Annotated in this window: 23 protein-coding genes; 11 read left to right on the top strand and 12 right to left on the bottom strand. The window is 67.6% G+C overall.

Annotated features, from left to right (window positions below; translation table 11 throughout):
• From H4P35_RS02575 to H4P35_RS02590, 4 genes are read left to right on the top strand one after another with little or no spacing between them, the layout of a single operon-like run.
• The gene (locus H4P35_RS02575) at positions 1-1350 is read left to right on the top strand and encodes an aromatic ring-hydroxylating dioxygenase subunit alpha (RefSeq protein ID WP_128829870.1); all 1350 of its coding nucleotides are present in this window, start codon (positions 1-3) and stop codon (positions 1348-1350) included.
• The gene (locus H4P35_RS02580) at positions 1341-1874 is read left to right on the top strand and encodes an aromatic-ring-hydroxylating dioxygenase subunit beta (RefSeq protein ID WP_062841610.1); all 534 of its coding nucleotides are present in this window, start codon (positions 1341-1343) and stop codon (positions 1872-1874) included. Before H4P35_RS02575 ends, H4P35_RS02580 begins: the two co-directional genes overlap by 10 nt.
• Positions 1874-2482 (top strand): cysteine hydrolase family protein, encoded by a 609-nt coding sequence (locus H4P35_RS02585; protein WP_226847959.1) that lies wholly within the window; start codon positions 1874-1876, stop codon positions 2480-2482. The genes H4P35_RS02580 and H4P35_RS02585 overlap by 1 nt, the downstream gene beginning before the upstream one ends.
• 12 nt (positions 2483-2494) lie before the next feature.
• Positions 2495-3313 (top strand): SDR family oxidoreductase, encoded by an 819-nt coding sequence (locus tag H4P35_RS02590; RefSeq protein ID WP_226847961.1) that lies wholly within the window; start codon positions 2495-2497, stop codon positions 3311-3313.
• On the opposite strand, the gene H4P35_RS02595 is transcribed toward H4P35_RS02590, so the two are convergent.
• Positions 3310-5058: a DUF342 domain-containing protein gene (locus H4P35_RS02595; RefSeq protein WP_226847962.1), complete on the bottom strand. Its 1749-nt coding sequence runs from the start codon at positions 5056-5058 to the stop codon at positions 3310-3312. The two genes, H4P35_RS02590 and H4P35_RS02595, sit on opposite strands and share 4 nt — an antisense overlap.
• A 272-nt stretch (positions 5059-5330) precedes the next feature.
• On the opposite strand from H4P35_RS02595, the gene H4P35_RS02600 reads away from it, so the two are divergent.
• The gene (locus H4P35_RS02600) at positions 5331-6074 is read left to right on the top strand and encodes a lytic transglycosylase domain-containing protein (RefSeq protein ID WP_056327427.1); all 744 of its coding nucleotides are present in this window, start codon (positions 5331-5333) and stop codon (positions 6072-6074) included.
• A gap of 33 nt (positions 6075-6107) precedes the next feature.
• Here H4P35_RS02600 and hemL read toward each other — a convergent pair whose 3' ends face one another.
• From hemL to H4P35_RS02615, 3 genes are read right to left on the bottom strand one after another with little or no spacing between them, the layout of a single operon-like run.
• Positions 6108-7385, bottom strand: a complete 1278-nt coding sequence (gene hemL, locus H4P35_RS02605) for a glutamate-1-semialdehyde 2,1-aminomutase (RefSeq protein WP_226847964.1) — start codon at positions 7383-7385, stop codon at positions 6108-6110.
• A gap of 5 nt (positions 7386-7390) precedes the next feature.
• A complete protein-coding gene (gene thiE / locus H4P35_RS02610) occupies positions 7391-8056 on the bottom strand; it encodes a thiamine phosphate synthase (RefSeq protein WP_226847966.1) in 666 nt (221 codons plus the stop codon).
• Positions 8053-8862: a hydroxymethylpyrimidine/phosphomethylpyrimidine kinase gene (locus tag H4P35_RS02615; RefSeq protein ID WP_174245394.1), complete on the bottom strand. Its 810-nt coding sequence runs from the start codon at positions 8860-8862 to the stop codon at positions 8053-8055. Before H4P35_RS02615 ends, thiE begins: the two co-directional genes overlap by 4 nt.
• A gap of 154 nt (positions 8863-9016) precedes the next feature.
• Between H4P35_RS02615 and H4P35_RS02620 the strand changes: the two genes are divergently transcribed.
• The 6 genes from H4P35_RS02620 (at position 9017) to H4P35_RS02645 (ending at position 13274) form a co-directional block, all read left to right on the top strand.
• Positions 9017-9181, top strand: coding sequence for a rubredoxin (locus H4P35_RS02620; RefSeq protein WP_003814980.1), 165 nt, complete (start codon positions 9017-9019; stop codon positions 9179-9181).
• A 146-nt stretch (positions 9182-9327) separates the two neighbouring features.
• A complete protein-coding gene (locus tag H4P35_RS02625) occupies positions 9328-9915 on the top strand; it encodes a YqgE/AlgH family protein (protein WP_056327419.1) in 588 nt (195 codons plus the stop codon).
• Complete coding sequence (gene ruvX / locus H4P35_RS02630) at positions 9908-10309, top strand: Holliday junction resolvase RuvX (protein ID WP_056327418.1); 402 nt, start codon at positions 9908-9910, stop codon at positions 10307-10309. Before H4P35_RS02625 ends, ruvX begins: the two co-directional genes overlap by 8 nt.
• Positions 10310-10330: 21 nt before the next feature.
• Positions 10331-11251 carry an aspartate carbamoyltransferase gene (locus H4P35_RS02635; protein WP_226847968.1) on the top strand — a complete coding sequence of 307 codons (921 nt, stop codon included), beginning with the start codon at positions 10331-10333 and terminating at the stop codon, positions 11249-11251.
• Positions 11248-12537 (top strand): dihydroorotase, encoded by a 1290-nt coding sequence (locus H4P35_RS02640; protein WP_226847970.1) that lies wholly within the window; start codon positions 11248-11250, stop codon positions 12535-12537. Before H4P35_RS02635 ends, H4P35_RS02640 begins: the two co-directional genes overlap by 4 nt.
• Positions 12534-13274: a 1-acyl-sn-glycerol-3-phosphate acyltransferase gene (locus H4P35_RS02645; protein WP_226847977.1), complete on the top strand. Its 741-nt coding sequence runs from the start codon at positions 12534-12536 to the stop codon at positions 13272-13274. The genes H4P35_RS02640 and H4P35_RS02645 overlap by 4 nt, the downstream gene beginning before the upstream one ends.
• 1287 nt (positions 13275-14561) lie before the next feature.
• Here the strand turns inward: H4P35_RS02645 and H4P35_RS02650 are convergent.
• The 8 genes from H4P35_RS02650 to H4P35_RS02685 all read right to left on the bottom strand — a co-directional run bounded on the left by H4P35_RS02650 (position 14562) and on the right by H4P35_RS02685 (position 23339).
• Positions 14562-15395, bottom strand: coding sequence for a symmetrical bis(5'-nucleosyl)-tetraphosphatase (locus H4P35_RS02650; RefSeq protein ID WP_062841565.1), 834 nt, complete (start codon positions 15393-15395; stop codon positions 14562-14564).
• Complete coding sequence (gene lptG / locus H4P35_RS02655) at positions 15392-16570, bottom strand: LPS export ABC transporter permease LptG (protein ID WP_226847979.1); 1179 nt, start codon at positions 16568-16570, stop codon at positions 15392-15394. Before lptG ends, H4P35_RS02650 begins: the two co-directional genes overlap by 4 nt.
• 93 nt (positions 16571-16663) lie before the next feature.
• On the bottom strand, positions 16664-17398 hold the full coding sequence (mtgA, locus tag H4P35_RS02660; protein ID WP_175157468.1) for a monofunctional biosynthetic peptidoglycan transglycosylase: 735 nt from the start codon (positions 17396-17398) through the stop codon (positions 16664-16666).
• Positions 17399-17403: 5 nt separating this feature from the next.
• A complete protein-coding gene (gene aroE / locus H4P35_RS02665; RefSeq protein ID WP_226847981.1) occupies positions 17404-18267 on the bottom strand; it encodes a shikimate dehydrogenase in 864 nt (287 codons plus the stop codon).
• Entirely contained in the window at positions 18264-19136 is an 873-nt protein-coding gene (locus H4P35_RS02670; RefSeq protein ID WP_056327795.1) for a TonB family protein, read from the bottom strand. Before H4P35_RS02670 ends, aroE begins: the two co-directional genes overlap by 4 nt.
• Positions 19137-19244: 108 nt before the next feature.
• On the bottom strand, positions 19245-20333 hold the full coding sequence (locus tag H4P35_RS02675; RefSeq protein ID WP_175157470.1) for an ABC transporter ATP-binding protein: 1089 nt from the start codon (positions 20331-20333) through the stop codon (positions 19245-19247).
• Positions 20326-22104, bottom strand: a complete 1779-nt coding sequence (locus tag H4P35_RS02680; RefSeq protein ID WP_056327797.1) for an iron ABC transporter permease — start codon at positions 22102-22104, stop codon at positions 20326-20328. The genes H4P35_RS02675 and H4P35_RS02680 overlap by 8 nt, the downstream gene beginning before the upstream one ends.
• A gap of 137 nt (positions 22105-22241) precedes the next feature.
• The gene (locus H4P35_RS02685; RefSeq protein ID WP_056327798.1) at positions 22242-23339 is read right to left on the bottom strand and encodes an ABC transporter substrate-binding protein; all 1098 of its coding nucleotides are present in this window, start codon (positions 23337-23339) and stop codon (positions 22242-22244) included.
• Positions 23340-23485 lie beyond the last annotated feature (146 nt).

The following is a 23485-nucleotide window of genomic DNA, read 5'->3' on the forward strand; positions in this document are numbered from 1 at the left end:
ATGCCTTATACCGACGAACAACTTGCGGCCCTGGTGCGCGGCGACAGCGTGCATCGGGACCTGTATACGGATCCGGCCATCTTCGATCTGGAGATGCAGCGCATCTACGGCCGTGCCTGGATTTACGTGGGCCACGAAAGTCAGGTGCCCAAGACAGGCGACTATCACACCACGCGGCTGGGCGATCAGGACGTGCTGATGGTGCGCGCCGCCGACGGCCGCGTGCATGTGCTGTACAACCGCTGCCCGCACAAGGGCGCGAAGGTGGTGGCCGACGGCGAAGGCTGTGCCGGCAAGTTCTTCCGCTGTCCGTATCACGCCTGGACGTTCAAGCTGGACGGCAGCCATCTGGGCGTGCCGCTCAAGCAGGGCCTGGAAGGCACCTCGTACGACCCGGCGGATCCGTCGTTCTCGATGCGGCGCCTGCCACGGGTGGAGAGCTACCGCGGCTTCGTGTTCGCCAGCCAGGCGGCCGAGGGGCAGGCGCTGGTGGACTTCCTGGGGGGCGTGCGCTCGTCGATCGACAACCTGTGCGACCGTTCGCCCGTGGGCGAAGTGGAAGTGGCAGGCGGCGTCTTCCGCGTGATGCAGCGGTCGAACTGGAAGGTCTTCTACGAGAACCTGCACGACACGATGCACGCGCGGGTCACGCATGAATCGTCGTATGCGGCGGCGCGCGACGAGGCCAAGGAAATCGGCGAGATGCCGCTGGAACTGCACATCATGGACGGCAACGGCGAGCCCTACGAGTTCTGGGAAAAGCTGGAGCTGCGCGCCTACGACAACGGCCACGGCTACATGGAGGGCATCTTCAATCCGGGCGCGGCCGAGCGCGATCCCGTGTCGCGCGCGCACTTCGAGTCGCTGACCGCCGCCTATGGCGAACAGCGCGCCCGCGAGATCCTGGGCATGAACCGCCACAACACGGTGATCTACGGCAGCGGCTCGCCTCACACGGTGTTCCAGCAGTTCCGCGTGATCCGGCCGGTGGCCGTGGACCGCACGCTGATCGAGATCCAGACGTTCCGCTGCAAGGGCGCGCCGGAGGGCGTGTTCAAGCGCGCGATGCTGTATGCCAACGTGATCAATTCGCCGTCGTCCAACGTCATGCCGGACGACATCGAGCTTTACAACCGCTGCCAGGAAGGCAACGCGACGCGGGGCGGCGACTGGGTCAGCATGCACCGCTATCACGGCACCGACCGCGTCGACGCCGACGGCATGGTGTCCGTGAACGGCACCAGCGAATTGCCCATGCGCAACCAGTTCCGCGCGTGGAAAGCCTACATGGAGGCCGGCGCAGGCAATGGCGCGGCTGCCGCGGCCAAGGGAGACGGCGCATGCTGCTAGATCTGGATTTCGATGTCGGCACCGCGAACCTTGCGCCCGCCGACGTGCCCGCCGATGCCTATCACCGCATCGCCCAGTTCCTGTACCGCGAGGCGCGGCTGCTGGACGAGCGGCGCTATGACGACTGGCAGGCGCTGTGGACCGAAGACGGCATGTACTGGATGCCGCGCAAGCCGGGCCAGGAAAGCCCGTACGACTACATCTCGCTGTTCTGGGAAGACCGCATGCTGCGCGATGTGCGCATCCGGCGCCTGGAACATCCGCGCAACTGGTCCCAGCAGCCGCCCACGCGCAGCGTGCGGCTGGTGGGCGGCGTGCAGGTCGAGGGGGTGGATGCCGGCGGCAACCTGGTCGTGCATTCGGTCTTTCAGATGACCGAATGGCGCAAGCGCCAGCCGCGGCAGCTGGCAGGCCGCTACACCCACAAGCTGGCCGCCGAGGGCGACGGCTGGCGCATCCGCATGAAACGCGTGGACCTCGTCAATTGCGACGATGCGCATGATGCGTTCGAGGTGTTCGTGTGATGAGCGTGGACGTGGCGGTGCTGGCGCTGCACTATCAGAACGATGTGCTGCATGCGGATGGCAAGATCCGCGTCGGGCTGGATGCCGACAGCGGGGCGCGCCAGCGCCTGCTGGACAACGCCGCCGCCTTGCTGGAAGGCGCGCGCTCGCATGCGCTGCCGATCGTGCACGTGCGCATCGCGTTCCGGCCCGACTACGCGGACCTGCTGCCAAACTGCGATATCTTCCGCAACGTGGCCAGGATCGGGGCGGTGCCGGAAGGGCAGTGGGGCAGCGCGTTCTATGACGGGCTGCAGCCGCTGGCGGGCAGCACGCGCGAATTCGTCGTCAAGCACACGCGCATCAGCGCGTTCTATGGCACGCCGCTGGAGGAAACCCTGCGGCTGCTGGGCGCGCGCCGGCTGGTGGTGGCCGGCGTGGCGACGCATTCGGTGGTGGAAGGCACGGTGCGTCATGCCGCCGATATCGGCTTTTCGGTCATGGTGGCCGAAGATGCCTGCGCGTCGGCCGACCCGGCGGTGCACGCGGCGTCGCTGGCCAGCATGCGGCTGATCGCGCAGACGGCGCCGGTGGCGGACGCGGTGCGCTGGGCCGCCGCGCCCAACTGACAAGGAACACACATGGACTTTTCAGGTTTCCCGGGCCTGGCGGGCAAGACCGCCATCGTCACCGGCAGCACTCAGGGGCTGGGCGCGGACATCGCGCGCGGCTTTGCCGCGGCGGGCGCCAACGTCGTGCTGGTCGGCCGCAATGCCGACGCGGGCCAGGCGCTGGCGCATGCGCTGGGCGAACGCGCGCTGTTCTGCGAAACCGACATCGGACAGGACGCGCAGATCAAGGCGTGCATCGATGCCGCGCTGGCGCGCTTTGGCCGGCTGGATTTCCTGGTCAACAATGCCTGCCAGTATGCGGACCGCGGGCTGGCGTCGACCCGCGAGGAGTGGCATCGCACGCTGGACACGAATCTGGTGTCGGCAGCCATCTTCACGCAGATGGCGGCGGCGCATCTGCCGCGCGGCGGCGTGGTGGTGAACCTGGGCAGCACGGGCGGAAAATTCGGTGCGGCCGGGCGGGCGCTGTATCCGGCGTCCAAGGCCGCGCTGCTGCAGATCACCAAGAATTTCGCGGTGGAACTGGCGCCGTCGGGCGTGCGCGTGCTGGCGGTGTCGCCGGCCTGGACGTGGTCGCCGTCGGTCGAACAATTGTCGGGCGGATCCCGCCAGGCTGCCGATGCGGTGGGCGCGCATTTTCACCCGCTGGGCCGCGTGGGCTCCGGCGAAGAGATCGCCGCGGCGGTGTGCTTTGCGTGTTCGGACGCGGCATCGTGGATGACCGGCGTCGACATTCCGGTGGACGGCGGCTTCTCGGTCCTGGGCCCCGACCGCGGCATCTCGCCGCGCGTGTGGTTCAAGGAACTGATGCCGGACGACGGCGCCTAGCGAATAACGATCTCGCCTTCTTCCAGGCCGGCCTTGCCGCCCACCTGGTCTTCCAGGAACTCCTGCATCTTGTTGCCCAGCTGGATCTTCGTGCCGCTACAGAAGCGGCGCGTGGCCGCGATGGTGGCGTTCTGTTGGGGCAGCAGGTCGCGCGCCAGCTGGGCTTCTTCGGTCTCCAGGCCGGCCAGATCGCCGATGAGCTTGGTGTGCGTGTTGCGCGCGCGCTCGACCACGTCGCCCGAGGCCCGTTGCGGATTGGCCTGCAGGAACATCAGCAGCTGCTCCAGCTTGGCCTTTTCCTCGTTCATCTTCAGGCGCTTGCGCGTGAGCGCCGAACGCTTGATGTCGGCGTGCGGATCCAGGCCGGCCTGCACCAGCGTCGGAATGCCTGCCGGCGAGCCGATGGTGCCGGCGCGCACCGCCAGCAGGGCGCGGGTCTCGCCGCCCGTGATGGCGCTTTGCTGCGTGTTGGGCGGGCCGACGTTCACGCTGCCGCCGGCGGCAATGCTGCATTGACGGATCTCGCGCTCGACGTCGATGTCCTGGCCCGCGCTGATGACGGCGTTCTCGATGAATTTGGCGCGCAGCGTGCCGCCGCAGACGATGTGCGCGGTGCGCGCCGCGGCCGTGGCGTCGTGCACGGTTTCGGCCATGCCGATGATGCCGCCCTTGACGGTGACGCTGCCGCCGGCCTCGACCAGCGCGGCCTCGATGGTGCCGTTGACGACCACGTCGCCGGTGACGCGCACTTCCATCGTGGCGGCAATGTCGCCGCGCACTTGCAGGGAGCCTTCGAAGTTGATGTTGCCGGTGGACAGGTTGACGGCGTCCACCTCCACCATCGGATTGACCTGCACGCCATGGGTGATGATTGTCGGCGTGCCGGCGATGGCCGCGCGCAGCAACAGGGGATTCTCGGGATCGACTTCGACGCCGGACAACTCCTTGGAGAACGGCGTGTCGGGCAGCTCTTCGGGCATCACCGGCTCGCCGAGCACGTTGGTGCCGTCAACACCGGGCAGCGGCGGAATGCGGCGCATGAGCGGCGTGCCCGGCGACACGAGCAAGAGGCTGCCCAGGTCCCGGTAATCCACCTGGGCCAGTTCGTCGATGTCTTCGGCGCGCGGCTTCAGGCGGTCGAGCAGGCTCTCGAAGCGGGTGGGGGTGCCGCGCGTGGGCGGCGTGCCTTGCGCGGCCAGGATGGTCTCGGCGCGCCCCAGTGCCACGGCTTCGGCCAGCGCGCTGTCCAGCACGCCGTGCACGATGCCCTGGTCGGCCAGCGTCTGGCGGACCGCTTCCAGCGTGACGGGCTTGCCGCCCTTGGGCGGATGCAGCGTCAGGGTTGCCGCCATGCGGGTTGCGTTCAGTTCGATGTCGAAGCTGCCGTCAACCACCTGGCCGACGGGGCTCTGCACGGGTTCGGCGGCCGTGCGGCACAGGTCGATGAAGGCGAGGATGGCGTGGTTGTCGAGCGCCTCGGCGCCCCATCCCTGCGCGGCAGCGGCGGCGACCAGGGCGTCCCAGGTCGGCAGGTCCGTGTTGATGAGCGGGGCGTCGGCTGCATCGGCGAGGGCGACGCTGGTGTCCTGGTCGTCGGGCTGTTCGCCGCCTTCTTGAGGGGCGGGCGCCGCGGCGGGCGCGAGTGCGGCCTCGGTGGGTTCCGGACGGGGTGGCGGCGTGTAGACCGCCGTCAGGACGTTGGTGTCGGCATCCAGCACCAGCTGGAGCATGTTTTCTGCGCCCATTTCACCCTCTCTCCGGTTCCGGCACGAACGGCCGGTTCAATCATTTGGTAATTGAACGAAATATTACGTCATATTCATTGCAAGGACGATCTTTACCGGCCTGTAACACGCAAAATTTATCGTCCGCACGGCCTAGTCTTGTCCCCGATTTTCCCTGGGAAACCAGCGGCTTGCCGCGATGTAGATCATCGGCAGGAAAGACAGGACCGGGATGGTGCAAGCAGCATTAGGGCTCGCCAACGCGTCTCAGGACGCCGCCGGAGCCCCGTCCCATGTCCCAACCGCCCACTTCCATTCTTTCGGCCACGCGCGCCATCCTGGCGCGCGCCGGCGGGATGGCGGCGCTGGCGACGGGTGCTCTGGCGCTGGCGGCCGCAGCGCCGGTCCAGGCCGCCGACACCTACCGCTACAAGGACCCGTTCGGGGTGTGGCGCACGATGAAAGTGCCCACCGGCACCGGTAAATACTACAAGCGGGCGCAGGCACGGACGGCGGGACGCGGCAGCGTCGAAGCCCTGTGCCTGACCTGTGAGCCCGAGGCCGGGGACGGCGCGCGCCGGGTGACCCGGGCCGCGGCCGAACCGCCCTTGCGCTGGAGCACGGTCAAGCCCACGACCAAGCACGACAACCTGATCGCCCGCGCCGCGCTGGATTCCGGCGTCGACCAGGCGTTGCTGACTGCGGTCATTGCTATCGAATCAGGGTTTCGCAGCGATGCCCGCTCGCCCAAGGGCGCACTGGGACTGATGCAGTTGATGCCGGCGACGGCCGCGCCGTTGCTGTCGGTGGACGACGTGGAACGCGCGCTGGTGGATCCGGCGACCAACGTGCAGGCCGGATCGCGCCATTTGCGCCGGCTGATCGACCGGTATCCGGGCCGCCTGGATCTGGCGCTGGCCGCGTACAACGCGGGCGAGGGCGCCGTGCGCAAGTACGACGCCGTGCCGCCCTACGCGGAAACCCAGGCTTATGTGAAGAATGTGACGGCCCTGTACGAGCAGTACAAGGCGCCTTGAAGGGAGCGGGCGGCAGACCCGCTCCGCAGACGCTTACAGCCCCGCGTAAACCTTTTCCGCGATATCCAGCGTGGCCTGGATCACGGCGTCGTCGTGGGTGGCCGACACGAAGCCCGCTTCGAAGGCGGACGGCGCAAAATGCACGCCGTGGTCCAGCATGGCATGGAAGAAGCGGTTGAATGCCGCCGTGTCGCATGCGGAGACCTGCGCGAACGAGGCCGGGATGCTGTCGCTGAAATAGATGCCGAACATGCCGCCCACCGAATCCGCCGAGAACGGCAGGCCGGCCTTGCGCGCGCGTTCTTGCAGGCCCTGCGCCAGCTTGGCGGTCTGGGCCGACAGGTTTTCGTAGAAGCCCGGGGCGCCGATCAGGCGCAGCGTGGCCAGACCCGCGGCCACGGCCACCGGGTTGCCCGACAGCGTGCCGGCCTGGTAGACGCCGCCCAGCGGCGCGATGTGCTTCATGACTTCAGCGCTGCCGCCGAAGGCGCCCACCGGCATGCCGCCGCCGATCACCTTGGCCAGCGTGGTGATGTCGGGCTTGACGCCGGTCAGGCCCTGCACGCCTTGCGGACCCACGCGAAAGCCCGTCATGACTTCGTCGAAGATCAACAGCGCGCCGTGTTGCGTGCAGACCTCGCGCAGACCTTCCAGGAAGCCGGGCGCCGGCTTGATGAGGTTCATGTTGCCGGCGACCGGCTCCACGATGATGCAGGCGATGTCGGCGCCGTGCTGCGCGAAGGCTTCGCGCACGGCGTCCAGGTTGTTGTATTCCAGGGTCAGCGTGTGCGAGACGAACTCAGGCGGCACGCCTGCCGAGCTGGGATTGCCGAAGGTCAGCAGCCCCGAACCTGCCTTGACCAGCAGGCTGTCCGAATGGCCGTGATAGCAGCCTTCGAACTTGACGATCTTGGCGCGGCCGGTGGCGCCGCGCGCCAGGCGGATGGCCGTCATGGTGGCTTCGGTGCCCGAGCTGACCAGGCGCACCTGTTCCAGCGACGGCAGGCGCGAGATCAGCACCTCGGCCAGTTCGATTTCCGCTTCGGTCGGCGCGCCGAACGACAGGCCGTTGACGGCGGCTTCCTGCACCGCGCGCACCACTTCCGGGTGCGAGTGGCCCAGGATGGCCGGGCCCCAGGAGCCCACGTAATCGATGTACTGCTTGTCTTCCGCGTCCCACACGTACGGACCCTGCGCACGCTTGATGAAGCGCGGCGTGCCGCCCACGGAGCGGAAGGCGCGCACCGGCGAGTTGACGCCGCCGGGGATGCTGCGGCAGGCGCGGTCGAAAAGCTGAGCGTTACTGGACATGGGTATCAAGACTTGCGGTTGAAGTTGGCGGAATAGGGCGCCGAGCAGGCCACGGCCGCGGCCCGGATGCTGGGCGCCTCGAACAGGCTTGTGATGACGGCGATGGCGTCGGCCCCGGCCTGCGCCACGAGCGGGGCGTTGGCGGGGGTGATGCCGCCGATGGCCACCACTGCGGGACGGGGCGCATCGCGTTCATCGGCCAGGCGGCGGGCCTCGGTCAGGACGGACAGCGGCGCGCGCACCGTGTCGGGTTTGACCGTGGAGGCGAACATGGCGCCGAAGGCGATGTAGTCGGCGCCGGCGTCGAGCAATTCACGTGCCCGCGTCAGGTCATCGTAGCTGGAGCCGCCAAGGATCAGGTCGGGGCCGGCCTCGCGGCGGATGTGTGCCAGGCATTCGTCGTCGCGGCCCACGTGGGCGCCGTCGGCGCCGACATCCAGCGCAAGCCGCCAGTCGTCATTGATGAGGAACACCACGCCCAGTTCACGGCACAGCGGCGCCAGGGCGCGGGCCTGCGCCGCGCGCACTGCGTCCGGCACGTTCTTGCGGCGCAACTGCAGCGAGCGCATGCCGCCCGCGGCCGCATCGCGCACGGCCTGCAGGAGGCGCTCGGTGTCGTCCCATTCAGGCGTCACGCCATACAGGCCGGTGGGGAAGCGCAAGGATTTCATTGGGGCAGGATCCGGTTGGGAATGCGCCGGCCCATGCCCGGCAGGAAGCTGGCGGCCACGGCCGCGTCCGCGTGGACCAGGCCCTGGCGCACGGCCTCGGGCATTTCCAGGCCCTGCGCCAGCATGGCGGTGATGGCGGTGGCAGCCACGCCGCCGGCGTCGCCGTTGCGGTCGGGCGGCGCCTGCCAGGGCCAGGTGTGCGTCTGACCGCCGGGGCCGAGCAGCACGTTGGCGAAGTGACCGGGACGCTGGGGGCTGCCCAGCACCAGGACCCACGCCGCGCCGGCCGCCACCAGGGCGTGCATGGGCGTGGGTGCGTCCCCGATATCGATATCGCCGTCGGCGTGCCACTGCGCAAGGCGCAGGTGTTCAATGACCAGCAGGTCCGTCTGAGGCAGCACCAGTTCCAGCGTCGCGGCCAGGAGGTCGTCGGCTTCGTCCTCGTCGGCGGCGCTTGCGGGCACCTGCGCGCGCTGGCCCAGGTGCAGAACGAGCGGCACCTGGCTATAGTCGGCGGCAACCTGCGCCGCCACGCTGGCCGTTTCCGCGGTGTATAGTCCGCCCACCTTGATGGCCTGCACCGGCATGTCTTCGAGCAGGCAACGCGCCTGATCGTCCAGCAGGTCGGGCGAAACGGGGTGGATTTCTTCGATGCCGGCGGTGTCCTGCACGGTCAGCGCGGTCACGGCCGCCAGGCCATGACAGCCCAGGCGGGCGCAGGTGACGGCGTCCGCGGGCAACCCGTCCGAGCCGGAGGGATCGAACGGGCCGAAGACCAAAACGAGAGGGGGAGTTACGGAGGCCACGTGACAACGCTTGATTGAGGGCGCCCCGGCTCATTTGGCATGAATCAGGGGAACCCCTATTGGGTTTCGGTAAGATTGTCCCCATTCTAATGGAAGCCCCTCACCTTTGCCCCACTGCGGGGATACCGGTGGGGAATTGATGTAAGAGAGAACTATGCGTACTTGGATGTGTTTGATTTGCGGCTGGGTCTATGACGAAGAGGCCGGCCTGCCCGACGAAGGCATCGCTCCCGGCACCCGCTGGGAAGACGTGCCGCCCAACTGGGTCTGTCCCGAATGCGGCGCCCGCAAAGAAGACTTCGAACTGATGGAAATCTGAAGCCGTCACGCCCACATATTCCGCCAAGGCTCGTAAGATGGGGCATACCCCATCCCTAGTAACCGCCGCAGGGCCGCCAGGCATGATGTTTGCGTCTGCGCAGTCACTCCGAACGGTTTTCACAGACTACCCATGAAGGGGTTGCCATGACGGAAAAACATACCGAAAGCGCTGCGGCGCAGGCGGCCAACTTCGCCAACCAGTTCCTGATCGCCATGCCGGGCATGGTCGAGGGCAGCTTGGCGGGTTCCGTCATCTACGTGTGCGAACACACGGACCGCGGCGCGCTGGGGCTGGTCATCAACCGCCCCACCGACCTGACGCTGGGCACGCTGTTCGAGCGCATCGACCTGACGCTCGAGATCGGACCGGTCAAGGACACGTTCGTCTTTTTTGGCGGGCCGGTCCAGACCGATCGCGGCTTCGTGCTGCACGCGCCGGCTGGCGATTACAGTTCCAGCATCAAGCTGGGCGACATGGCGCTGACCACGTCGCGCGACGTGCTGCAGGCCGTGGCCGACGGCAACGGCCCCGCGCGCATGCTTGTGACGCTGGGCTACGCGGGTTGGGGCGCGGGCCAGCTGGAAAGCGAGATGGGCCAGAATGCCTGGTTGAGCGTGGGCGCAGACGCGCACATCATCTTCGACGTGCCGCCCGAGGAACGCTATCCCGCCGCGCTCAAGCTGCTGGGCATCGATCCCGTGATGCTGGCCGGCGACGCTGGACATGCCTGAAGAAACCCTGCTTGCCTTCGATTTCGGCGAAAAGAAGATCGGCATTGCCATCGGCAATACGTTGACGCGCCAGGCGCGTCCGCTTGAAATCATCTTCAGCGAAGTCCGCGACGCGCGCTTTGGCCGCATCGCGGCGCTCTTGCAGGAATGGCAGCCGCACCGCGTTGTCGTCGGACTGGCGCTGGACGCCGAGGGCGGCGAACAACCTGCCACGGCGCGCTGCCGGCGCTTTGCCAACCAGTTGCACGGCCGTTTCGGCATCGCCGTCGAACTGGTCGACGAACGCGGCTCCAGCATGGAGGCCCAGCGCCTGCTCGGCACGCATGCCGCGGACGACGCAATGGCCGCGGCTGTTATCCTGCAACGCTACCTTGACGCCTTGCCCGCGGCCTGACGGCCGCGGCTTGTCTTGCCCATGCTCAATCCGCAACTCGATCGCCGCGGCGAACTCGCGCATCTGCTGACCACGGAAGGGTTGCCCCGACGTCACGTCGAGCGGCTGCTCGAGATGGCGCGCGGACACGCGGCCGCCGGCGATGCACCGCCATCCGCCGCGCCGGAAATGCCGGTGTTTCTTTGCCTGTCCGACACGGATGCCGCCGACCGCGAAGCCTACGCCGTGGCCGCGGCCAGCCTGTCCATGCTGCCGGTGCCGCTGGACGCGCGAGCCGGGCAGGCGCTGGCCGAAACCGTGGCGGGCCTTGCGCCGGGCGTGCTGGTTCTGCGTCATCCCCAAAGCGGCGCGGCGCATTGCGCTGCCGCCCATGCCGCGCCGGGCCTGCGCGTCCTGAACGCGGGCGACGGCCGGCATGCCGATCCCGTGCCGGCGCTGGCGCTGATGCAGGCCATCGGCGATGCCAAGCCCGATCTCACAAGCCTTGTCGTCACGCTGGTCGGCGACATCCGCCATTCGCGCGTGGCGCGTTCGATCATCCATCTACTGACGACGCTGGGCGTGCCCGAGGTACGTGCCGCCGCGCCGCGCACGCTGCTGCCCGACGGTCTTGCGCAACTGGGCGTGCGCGCCTGCGCGACCCTTTTCGAAGGCCTGAGCGACGCCGACGTGGTGATCGTGTTTCCCTTGAATGTCGAAGACCTCAGCGGCGCGCAGCTTCCGTCGGCGCGCGAGTACGCCCATACGCATGGCCTGACGGCCGCGGCGCTGGCGGCCGCCAAGCCGGACGTGCTGCTGTTGCCTGCCGGCGGGCTGGTGCCTGGCGTGGAGGTTGACGGCGACATCGCCGCCGGCCTTGAACCCACCGAGGCGGGTGTCGCGGCGCTTGAACAACCGCTGCGCACGGCAGTGTTGCGCGTGCTGGCAGGAGCGGCGCCATGAGACTGCACATTGCCAATGGCCGGTTGATCGATCCCGCAAATGGCGTGGACGGTCAGCACGATCTCTACATCGCATCGGGCCGCATCATTGCGGTCGGCGCGGCGCCGGACGGATTTCAGGCGGACCGCCGCATCGATGCCAATGGTCTGGCGGTGCTGCCGGGGCTGATCGACCTGTCCGCGCGCGTCGCGCAGGCGGGCCACACCGGATTCGCGCCCGCCGAGTTGCGCGCGGCGCTGGCCGGTGGCGTGACACGCCTGGTGCTGCCGCCGGACGCGGAAAGCCCGCTGGATGAGCCCACGAAGGTCGAGGCGCTGATGCGTCACGCGCAGGCCGGGCAGTGCGCCGTCCACCCGCTGGGCGCGATGACCGTGGGTCTGGCGGGTGAAACATTGACGGAAATGGCGCTGCTGGCGCGCGCGGGCTGCATGGCCTTTTCGCAAGGCGAGTCCATCATGGCCGACACGCGTGTGCTTTGGGGGGCGATGCGATACGCAAGCGGACTGGGCCAGACCTTGTGGTTGCGAGCGCAGGATCCGTGGCTGGCGCGCGGCACATCGGTGGCAAGCGGTCCGTATGCGGAGCGTCTGGGCCTGGAAGGGATGCCCGCCCAGGCGGAAACCGTGGCGCTGCATACGATCTTCGAATTGCAGCGCGCAACGGGCGCGCGGATTCACCTGGCGCGCCTGTCGAGCGCCGCCGGTATCGACCTGTTGCGCAAGGCCCGCCGCGAAGGCTTGCCGGTCACGGCAGACGTGTCGGTGAACAGTCTGCTGCTGACCGACGTGGACATCGGCTTCTTCGACACGAATCACCATCTGACGCCGCCGCTGCGGGGCCAGCGCGACCGCGACGCGATCCAGTCGGCGCTGGCTGACGGCGTGATCGACGCGCTGTGCTCGGATCACACGCCGGTTGACGCCCGGGGCAAGGCAGAACCGTTCGCGGCGTCCACGCCGGGCGCGACGGGGCTCGAACTGCTCTTGTCGCTGGCATTGAAATGGGCGCGCGACAGCCGCCGTCCCATCGGCGACGCCCTGGCGCGCGTGACGTCCGGCCCGGCCGCGGTGCTTGCTGCCGTCGCCCCGCAGCTCGGCCCGTGCGGCCATCTGGGCGTGGATGCGCCGGCGGACCTGTGTCTGGCGGACCTGGACGCGGAATGGATGGTGATGCCCGCGGCGCTGCAAAGCCGCGGCGTCCATACACCTTTCGCAGGTATGATGCTGCCCGGTCGAGTACGAGCCACCATGGTTGGTGGCCAACCGGCCTGGGAGACTCCAGTTTGAAGCTGCTGCGCTTTGTCCTACGGCTGAGCCTTGTCCTGCCCCTGATCATTTTCGGCCTGCTTTGCGTGGGCCTGGCCTTCCCCCTGATGCGCCCCGCCGCCCGCGCGCGGCTGAACCGCCGCTGGTCGCGCTGGCTGATGGCAGCCTGTGGCCTGCAGGTGATCCTTAAAGGCGAGCCGCGCCTGGAAGGCCCGGTGCTGCTGGTGGCGAACCACGTGTCCTGGATCGACATCTTCGTACTGAACTCGGCGCGAGCGACGTCATTCGTGGCCAAGAGCGAGATCCGCTCCTGGCCGGTGATCGGCTGGCTGGTCGCCGGCGCCGGCACGCTCTTCATCGAACGCGGCCAACGCCACGCGGTCCACGCGATGGGCGAGTCGATGCAGGACCGCTTCAAACAGGGCGACGCGGTCGGCCTGTTTCCCGAAGGCACCACGAGCGAAGGCTTTGAACTGCTCCATTTCCACGCCAGCCTGTTCGAACCGGCTCGCGCAGCCGCGGTGGAAATCCAACCCGTGGCGCTGCGCTTCATGCAGCACGGCAAACGCAGCGGCTACGCGGCCTTCGTGGGCGAGGAGTCGCTGGTGGCGAACCTCTGGCGCGTGCTGGGCGTTACAGGATTGGCAGTCGAGGTGGTTTTCCTGCCCCCGCTGGCGGCGCGGCATCCGGATGGGTCGCTGCCGACGCGATTGGAACTGTCGCATCAGGCTAGAGAGGCGATTTTGCGGGTGCTTTGAGGTTGCCGGTGAGAGCGGGCTTGGGTTGGGGCGCCAGCGGTTAGGACGTCAGAGGCTTTAGGCAATCGCTCGAGTCGGAGGGGCGTCTTTTGAAGGGCCTCGAGTGATTTGGGGCTGGAGGTTGGTCTCTTTGGTTGTCGGGTTGAGTTCTTGAGGCGTCCGGCACGGCGGCGGCCCGGGGCGCGCGGGGCCACGATTGCGGTCCGGAGCCTTCGCTCCGGACTTGCCTAGGCGGCCCCCCCCTTCGTCATCTTCGTCCGCCTTCGGCTCCCTTCAGATTCCCTCGGGCTTATCGACGCCCCGCGCACCCCGGGCCGCCACCGCACCGGACTCTGGCAATAGAAATCTGATGGGCGGCGGGGCGGTCGGTGTGCTTGGCATTTTTGCGCAGAGACTTTCTGGCTAGAAGCATCTTGCGTTGCCCGTCTCCGTTCGGCCGCGCGGGCGGCCTCCGGAGACTTACGCGGCGTCTTGCGGCGTGTTGATGACGCTTCGCGAGTAGGTGCGTGCGTCTCACCAGGTGTCGGACACCCGTATAGACAGCCTTCAATCTTGAAGGAGCGTTTCAGGGGTGTCAGACACCTTTGCGAGAGTGGTCAGCACCCGCGCGAGACACCTTTGCGACAGAGATCAGCGCCGCGCGATAACGGCACCAGTCGCCGCTAATCGTCACTTGAACTCAAGTGCCCGATGGGCGGCGCGAACAGATCGGCAAGCTGTGGCGACCCGTCGCCGCGCCGCCCATCACCGCCCACTCCCCATCGTGACGGCGGCCATTAGCAAACCAGCCACCGCCAGCGCGAAGCGCACACCGCCACGACGTCCAACCGGCCCGATGCCGATTGCCGCCGCCCGGGCGGCAGCAATTCGGCGGCCCCGCAGATCCCCTTCCCTGACCACAGGTCTTACAGCGCCACATGCCAAAGACCCTGGCAGCACGGCGTCGCGGGCACCGTGGGTGCGAGCGCCGTCGATGCGCCCGAGGGAATCTGAAGGGAGCCGAAGGCGGACGAAGATGACGACGGGGCAGTCCGGAGCGAAGGCTCCGGACCGCAATCGTGGGCGATCGTGCCCACGGTGACCGCGGCGTCGGGCGACCTACGAAGACGGTACGCGACCGACGAAGATCCGCCGTGTCGGGCGACCTACGAAGACGGTACGCGACCGACGAAGATCCGCCGTGTCGTGTGACCGACGAAGACGGTACGCGACCTACGAAGAACCACCCGAGAACGGCCTAAGAAGAACAGAAGAACGAAAGAACCCCGCCAAAACACCCGCCAGCCCTCACTCCGCCATCGGATCCTGAAACTGAGAACACTTAACCTGCACGACCTTCCGATCCTGCAACCGCAAAGCCGTCAACGACCCGCCCCACACGCATCCGGTGTCCAGGCAGATCACATCCGGCCGCTGCAACAACCCCAGCGTCGACCAATGCCCGAACACCGTTGTCACGTTACGTGTGGCCCGGTTAGGCACATCGAACCAAGGCACCAGCCCAGGCGGCCAAGCCCCCGGCGTCACCTTCGTCGCGAACTCCATGTGTCCGTTGGGCGTGCACAGGCGGATCCGCGTCAGCGCGTTAATGATCACCCGCATCCGTTTGCCGCCCTTGTGGTCTTCCTTCCAGGTGGCCGGCTCGTTGCCGTACATCTTTTGAAGCGCCTTCTGCCAGTTGGGGCCGCGCAGCGCGTCCTGGACTTCGCCGGCCAGGGCCAGCGTCTTGGCGACGTCCCACTTGGCCAGCGTGCCTGCGTGGACCAGCAGGTGGTTCTGTTCGAAGTGCGCCAACGGGCGGGAGCGCAGCCAGTTGAGCAGGTCCGTGGCGTCCGGCGCGCGCAGGATGGATTCCAGCGTGTCGGACTTGGACGGCTTGCGTACGCCCGCGGCCGCGGCCAGGAGGTGCAGGTCGTGGTTGCCCAGGACCACCGTGGCGCGGTCGCCCAGGTCGATGATGCGGCGCAAGGTTTCGAGCGACTGCGGGCCACGGTTGACCAGGTCGCCAGCGAACCAGAAGCGCGACTTGGGGTCGCCGACGAGTTCGGGGTGGGACAGCAAGCGATCCAGCGGCGAGCAGCACCCCTGCACGTCGCCGATCATCCAGATACTGCCGTTCATGCGGGACTCTTGCTCCAAGGCCAACGTTGCTGGATGAGACGGGTAATGGTGTGGCGGTATTCCATGTAGCTCATGGCGCCCAGCGCCAGCGCCATGGCGCCCAGATTCGGGCCCAGGGCGGTAAGCCAGGGCGGCCACTTGCCCAGCATACCCACGTTCAGCGCAAGCTGGTTCAGCATGAAGAAGGCCACGCCCAGCAGGATGCCCACAAACACCTTGGCGCCCACGCCGCCGCGGCGGGTCTGCATGAGGCCGATGGGGGCGGCGATGGTGATCATCACGATCAGGGTGAAGGGATAGGCCAGTTTGCGCCACAGGGCGACGACCTGGCGGCCATATTGAAGCTGGTTGTCCCGCAGGTATTCCACGTAGTCGAGCAGCGTGACGATCGACATGCGTTCGGGGGTCAGCACGCGGGCCAGCAGGCGTTCGGCGCTGAGGGTGGTGTCGATGGAGCGTTCGGGCAGCTTGACGACGGTGGCGGGCGGATTCTTGGGCGGCCGGGCGTTGGCCAGCGCCTCGGCGGCCTCGGCGTCCAGGCGCGTCTCGGAGACGTCCTTGAGCACCAGGTCGCCCCGCGCGAACGTGCCCGTGGGGGCGGTGGACAGCGCCGTCATCGTCAGGTCTTTCTTGAATTCGTAGAGCGTGACGCCCGCCACCTGGCCGTCGCCCTTCAGTTCGGCGATGTTGATGATGCGGGTGCCGCCGTTGGCGGTGGGTTCCTTGAACCAGTAGCCGCTCTTCAAGCGATCGCCGCCGGCCTTGCCGCGGAACATCAGGTTGGCCTCGCCGGTCTTGACCTCGGCCCAGGGCGTCACGTATTCGGACAGTAGGCCCGCGCCGATCATCAGCGGGATGGTGACGATCCAGAGCATCCGCAGAAGCCGCATGCCGCTGACGCCGGAAACCCGCAGGATGACGAGTTCGTTGCGCTGGGCCAGGCCCGCCAGCGCCAGGATGGCGCCGATCAGGAGCCCGATGGGCAGAAGATCATAGAGACGGGTGGGGATCGCCAGCGCCTGCATGTACAGCAGGGCCATCATGGAGAACTTGTCGCCCACGTTGTCCAGGTCGTCCACCAAAGCGAAGAACGTGAAGAGGCCCAGCAGGGCCAGAAGGACCACTGCGCAAGAGCGATAGACCTCGCGGGCCAGGTAGCGACGTGCAGTACGCATGGAGGAAAAAGGAATGGAGCGCGTAAACGTGAAAGCTTAACAAATCCCGCAGCCCGAAGACGGCCGGGAGGATCGAATCGTCCCATTCCCCTTTCAGGGGATGTCGACCAGCTGCATCCGGCGCGTCAGGATGCCGACGCGGGAGTTCAGGTAATTGGACTTGCGATGGCTGTCGTAGAAGCGCGGATTGGGCAGCATGGCCGCCAGCCGGGCGGACTGGGCGTTGCCCAGGTTGGCGGCGGTGGTATTGAAATAATGCTTGGCGGCGGCCTGGGCGCCGAATACGCCCACGCCCCACTCGGCGACGTTCAGATAGAGCTCAAGGATCCGTTCCTTGCTCATGACGTGTTCGATCATGTAGGCCAGGACCAGTTCCTGGCCCTTGCGCAGGTAACTTCGCGAGCCGGACAGGAACAGATTCTTGGCCAGCTGCTGGGTGATGGTGGAGCCGCCGCGCCGCTTGGTGCGCCCGGCCTCTTCCTGTTTCTGGTTGTATTGCCAGGCCTTGCGGATGGCGTCCCATTCGATCCCGTCGTGGTCCGTGAAATTCGCGTCCTCGGACGCGATCACCGCGCGCTTGAGTGAACGGTTGATCTTGTCGTAGGGCACCCATTCGTGCTTGAGCTCGATCCCCGGGTCTTCCTTGCGCAGGCGCGACAGCTCTTCGCGCATCATCGCGCTGCTGCCCGGGTCGCGGTAGTTGTACCAGACCACCTGGGCGAACAGCCAGAATTGGTACAACAGGACGGCGCACACCAGCGCCATCAGCAAGCCGGTGGTGATACGGAACCAGTTTCGACCGCCGCTGCGGCCAGTTCGGGTCGCCATGCCGTTCAGCTACCGGCGGCCAGCGCCTCGCGCAGCGCCCTCAGGACGGGCGCCGCATCCGGGCGCACGCCGTGCCAGATGAAAAAGCTTTCGGCCGCCTGGCCGACCAGCATGCCCAGCCCGTCGGCGGTCAGCGCGGCGCCGTCGGCCTTGGCCTGCTGCATGAAGGCGGTGGGCTGCGCGCCGTACATCATGTCGTAGGCGGCGCCGCCGTCGGCGTACAGCCCCGGCGGCAGGTCGGGGGCGGCATTCTGCAGCCCGCTGGCGGTGGCGTTGATGACAAGATTCCAGCCGCCGGGCAGGGCGGCGCTCGCCAGGGCGCCGGCGGTGACTTGGGTCTGCGGCGACACGCCGCTGGCGCGCCAGGCCGCGGCCAGTTCCTCGGCGCGGGCGGCCGTGCGGTTCACGATGTGGATGCGGGCGCAGCCGGCCTCGGCCAGCGGCTGCAGGACGCCGCGCGCCGCGCCGCCGGCGCCGACCAGCAGCACGTTGGCGCCCGCCAGGCGCACGCCCAGGCGCAGCAGGTCGTTGACCAGGCCCACGCCGTCGGTGTTGCAGCCGTGCCAGACGCCATCGCGCCACGACAGGGTGTTGACGGCGCCGGCCAGCCGCGCGCGGGCCGACAGGTGGTCCGCCGCGAGGGCATAGGCCTCAAGCTTGAACGGCACGGTGACATTCAGGCCAAGCCCGCCATCGGCCACGAATCCGGCGACGGCGCCGGCAAAGCCATCCACCGGGGCAAGCAGGCGCTCGTAGCGCAACGGCTTGCCGGTCTGCTGCGAAAACATGGCGTGGATCTGAGGCGAGCGGCTATGCGCGATGGGATTGCCGATGACGGCGTAGCGGGCTTGAGGAATCGCCTCGGTCATGGGGCCTGTGTTTCCAGAGTGTCGTTGACGAAATGCCAGGTGCGGGTGATGACCAGCACGTCCGTATCGCGGGCGATATCGGGGGGGAAGGGGGGGAAGGGCGCGGCCAGCTGGACGATGCGGCGCGCCGCCTGGTTCAGGACCGCATGCGGCGAAGGCTGGTCGATCTCGACCTCGGCGATGCTGCCGTCGGCGCGAACCGACACCGTGATGCGCAGCGATCCGTAGATGCGGCCGCGGGCCTCGTCGGGGTAATGCTGGGTACCGACCGTCTCGATGCGGGTGCGCCAGGCATCCAGATACGCGGCGTAGCGGGACGCGTCGGCGGAGGGCGCGATGAACTGTTTGCGCGGTTCGGCGCTGTATTGCTGGACCCGCGCCGCCAGCGCCGCCACCTGGGCGTTCTGGATGACGCTGGCCTGGTCCTGGGCGTCCTGGCCGACATCGGCGCCATCGGGCCACGGATTGACCGCCTGGCGCTCGGGGCCGGCGTTGTGCGGCGACTGCAACTGGGTCATCAGCCGGGCCTGTTCAGCTTCGAGCTGGACCTGGCGCTGGCGCATGGCTTCGAGCACGATGGTCTCGGCCGAGCTGCCGGTCTGGGGGAGCGGGGTGGTGGACACGCCGCGGTCGGCGTTGCCGCCGCCGGTCATCTGGTTCTGCGCCACGGTGCGCGGCGTTTCAGGCGGCGTCTCGCTGCGGGCGTTCAGCAGCACGACTTCCAGGCTGGTCACGGGCGGCCGCGTCTGCGCGGGCGCGCTGAACCGCCACGCCAGCGCGCCGGCGTGCACCAACAGCGATATCGCGATGCCGATACGCAGGTAGTGCTGGGCGGGTTGGCCCAGCCACCACAGGTAACGGCTCAGCATCGAGGGGGAATCTGCGTGTTGCACCTGCGCATTGTAAGGCGAGTCCAGCGGCGCGGTGCGCTCCGTCCGACGGCTGTAACAGCCCTCGGACGGACGGTCTAGACCGGATCAGGCGGTCGGCCGGGGAAAGATCCAGACCTTGCTGGCGGGCAGCGCAAGCCGGCAGGGGCCGGGCTCGCGGCCTTCCGGGCCGTAGGCGCGCAGGGCGAGGCTGCGGGCCGGATCGGCGTCCGGCGTGCGGAACAGGTATTCCCAGCGGTCGCCCAGATACATGCTGGTCAGCAGCGGCATGTCGACGTGATTGCCCTCCGGGTCGTCGGCCAGGCGCACCTGCTCGACCCGGATGACCGCGGTGGCATCCTGGCCCGCCGCGACGTCCGCGCCGGCCTTGCCCCACAGCGACCAGCCGGGGCCCTCGATGCGGGCCTGCCCGTCGCGCAGCTCGGTGACCTTGCCATCCAGCCGGTTGTTGCTGCCCATGAATTCGGCCGTGAACAGGGTGGACGGTGCGCCGTACATTTCCTGCGGCGTGCCCTGCTGCTCGATCTTGCCGTTGTTCAGCAGCAGGATGCGGTCGGAGATCGCCATGGCCTCGCTCTGGTCATGCGTCACCATCAGTGCGGACAGGCCCAGGCGGATGATGAGTTCGCGCAGGAAGGCGCGCGCTTCCTCGCGCAGCTTGGCGTCCAGGTTGGACAGGGGTTCGTCCAGCAGGATGACGGGCGGGCTGTACACCAGCGCCCGGCCGATGGCCACGCGCTGCTGCTGGCCGCCGGATAGCGCGTGCGGGTGGCGCTGGCCAAGCTTGCCCAGGCCCAGCTGGTCCAGCACGGCCTGCACGCGCTCGCGCACCTCGGCGCCCGGCGTCTTGCGCAGCTTGAGCGGATAGGCAACGTTCTCGAACACGGTCTTGTGCGGCCACAGCGCATACGACTGGAACACCAGTCCCAGGTTGCGCTCTTCGGCCGGGATTTCCTGGCGGGCGGCGCCGTCGTACACGACGCGGTTGCCGATGGTGATGCGGCCGCGCTTGGGGCCTTCCAGGCCGGCCACAGCGCGTAGCAACGTGGTCTTGCCGCTGCCCGAGGGGCCCAGGAGGGACACCACTTCGCCCTGGCGCAGCTGCATCGACACGCCCTTGAGCACCGGGTTGTCGCCGTAGTCCAGGTGCAGGTCTTCTACAGAAAGCTCAATCATGAAGTTTGACTCCGAATCGCAGGGCGATGCCCAGGCCGATCACGACCAGAACGATATTGATGAAGGAAAGCGCGGCCACGATGTCGATGGCGCCCGAGGCCCACAGCGACACCAGCATGGAGCCGATGGTCTCGGTGCCGGGCGACAGCAGGTAGACGCCGGTGGAGTATTCGCGCTCGAAGATCAGGAACATCAGCAGCCACGAGCCGATCAGGCCGTACTTGGCCAGCGGCACGGTGACGTGGCGGGTGACCTGGCCGCGGCGCGCGCCGGCGCTGCGGGCGGCCTCTTCCAACTCGGGCCCCACCTGCAGCAGGGTCGAGGAGATGAGCCGCAAGCCATAGGCCATCCACACGACGGTGTACGCAAGCCACACGCTGAAGATGGTGCTGCGCAGGGCGCGCAGCCATTCGACGAAGTTCTCGCGCAGCCATTCGGCGAAGGGCAAGGCCGACAGCCAGCCGCCTTCGTCCACGTCCAGCGCGTTGTCCAGCCACATCGGCACGAACAGGAACACCCACAAGAACGCCAGGCCGGCCAGCAGGCCCGGCACGGCGCGCGGCACCAGCACGCTGTAGTCCATGAAGCGCGTGACGTTGTCCGGCTTGCGGTGCATGGCCAGGCCCACGAACATGTAGCACATGACCGCAAGCGCGCCGCCGAAGACGCCGATGGCGACCGAGTTGACGATGGCGCGCATCAGATTGGGCTGCGAGAACACGGTACGGAAGGCGTCCAGCGACAGCACGTCAAAGAGCGACACGCCCAGGCCCCAGTTGGACACGAACGCGCGCAGCAGCACGCCCGTCAGCGGCACGATGATGGTGACGAACAGCCAGAACGCCACGACCCCGCCCGCGACCCAGCGCCACTTGCCCAGCGGCAGCGGCCGCGCGCGCGAGGCCTTGCCCTTGACGGTGACGAAGCGGTTGGCGGTGCGCATCAGGCGGCGTTGCAGCATCACCAGCGGGATCGTCATGCAGATCAGCACCACGGCCACCGCGGCCATCAGGTGATAGGACGGGATGCCCAGCTTGTTGGTGAGCTTGTACAGGTAGGTGGCCAGCACCAGGTTGCCTTCCGGGTCGCCCAGCACCAGCACCAGGCCGAACACTTCCAGGCCCAGGAAAAAGAGCAGCACGGTGGCGTACAGCATGGCCGGCCGCACCATGGGCAGGCTGACGGACACCATCACCCGCAGCGGCGAGGCGCCGGTCACCCGCGCGGCCTCTTCCACGTCGGACCCCATGCTGCGCAGCGCCGACGAGATGTACAGGTAGGCGTGCGGCACGTGCGTCAGGCCGGCGATGATGACGATGCTGGTCAGCGAATAGACGTTCCAGGGCACGAAGCCCAAAATGTTCTGCGTCCAGGTCGAGAAAAAGCCCACGGGGCCGGCGGCGACCACGTAGCCGAAGCCCAGCACCATGGGCGACACGAACACCGGCACCAGGATCAGGGGCTCGATCCAGCGGCGGCCCGGCAGGTCGGTGCGGATCATCAGGAACGCCAGCATGCCGCCCAGCGGAATGGCGATGGCGGCCAGCCCGAACGCGAGGATGAAGCCGCTGCGTAGCGCCTTGTAGAAATCGGGATCCGCGAAGATGAAGCGGAAGGCGTCCAGACTCCAGGTCTTGGACGGAGCAAAGAAGGGCGCCGAGAGAAAACTCTGGATGATGATGAACGACAGCGGCACGTAGATGGCGAGCGCCGTGATCAGCACCACCACGCCGCGTGGCAGGGACTGCCATTTTCTGCGCAATGACTGCATGGGAAATCCTGTGGTCTTGAAGGACGCGGTGGCCGCGCCACCGGGGACGAGGGCCCCGGGGCAGGGTCAGGCGGACGGCGCGCCGTCCGCAGCGTTTGCGGCGGCTCCGGGCAGCAAGGCCGACCGGAGCCCGGGCATCACTTGCCCGCCGCGGCCCGCCATTGCTTGATGAATTCCAGGCGCTTGTTCTGCTCCAGGTAGTCCAGCAGCGTTTCGTCGACCGGAATCGGCTTGAGCGAGGCGCCCAGCTTCTTGGTCATGCCGTCCACGTCGTTGTCGCCTTCGATGTCGTCGCGCACGGACGCCAGGTCGGCCTGGTTGGCCATGATTTCCTGGCCCTTCTGCGACAGCAGGTAGTCCATCCACAGCTTGGCGGCGTTGCGGTTCTTCGCCTTCTTGCTGATGAACGCCACGCGCGACAGCACCAGCGCGTAGTCGGTGGGGTAGGCCACGCCCAGCGACGGATCGTTCTTGGCGCGCGTCTCCGCGTACGAGCCCAGGATGTTGTAGCCGATCAGGTTTTCGCCCGAGGACACGCGTTCCATCATGGTGCCGGTGGACGACTGCACGACCAGGCCGCCCTTGGCGATGTCCTTGAGGGTCTCGAAGTACTTGGGATCGTTGGCCTTGTCCTGCACCGCCAGCATGAAGCCGACCGCGGACTTCTCGATGTCGTAGGTGGTGACCTTGTTCTTGAACTTGTCGGGCTGGCTGGCGATCAGCTTGGCCAGCGCGCCGTGCGTGGTGGGCACTTCATTGGCGGGAATGAGCCGCTTGTTGTAGATGAAGACGGCCGGCTCGTAGGTGGTACCGTAGGCGGAATCCTTCCAGACGGCCCACGACGGCAGCTTGCCGGCCTCGGGCGATTTGTACTTCAGCGCGTAGTCGGTGGCCAGCTTCAGGGCCGAGTCCATCGACGAGCTCCAGACGATGTCGCCGCTGCCCCCGCCCGCCGCCTGTTCGCTGATGTAGCGGTTGTAGAGCTCGGTGCTGTTCATGTCGTTGTATTCGACCTTGACGCCCGGATACATCGCTTCGAAGCCCTTGATGATGGGGCCGGCGGCCTTGGTGTCGGTGGTCGAATAGATGACGACCTTGCCTTCCTTCTTGGCGCCGTCCAGGACCTTCTGGTAGTCGGCCGGATAGCCCGCCGGCACAGCCTGCGCGAAGGCGCTGCCCGAGGCGATGGCGAATGCGGCGGCGCAGGCGGCCGCCAGTTTGGACTTGGCAAGCATGGGTGTTGTCTCCGATTGGATTTGGCTTGATGCGGGCTCTGGGGCCCGCGTGCAGCCATCTTAGGAGTGCGCGTCTGTCGTCGTCCTGTCATGGCGGCAGGCGGCGGCTAGGGGAAATCCCTGGGCCACGCCTGCGCCTGCGCGGC

Origin of the sequence: Achromobacter sp. 77, from assembly GCF_020541125.1 — a bacterium.
GTDB classification, from domain to species: domain Bacteria; phylum Pseudomonadota; class Gammaproteobacteria; order Burkholderiales; family Burkholderiaceae_B; genus Achromobacter; species Achromobacter mucicolens.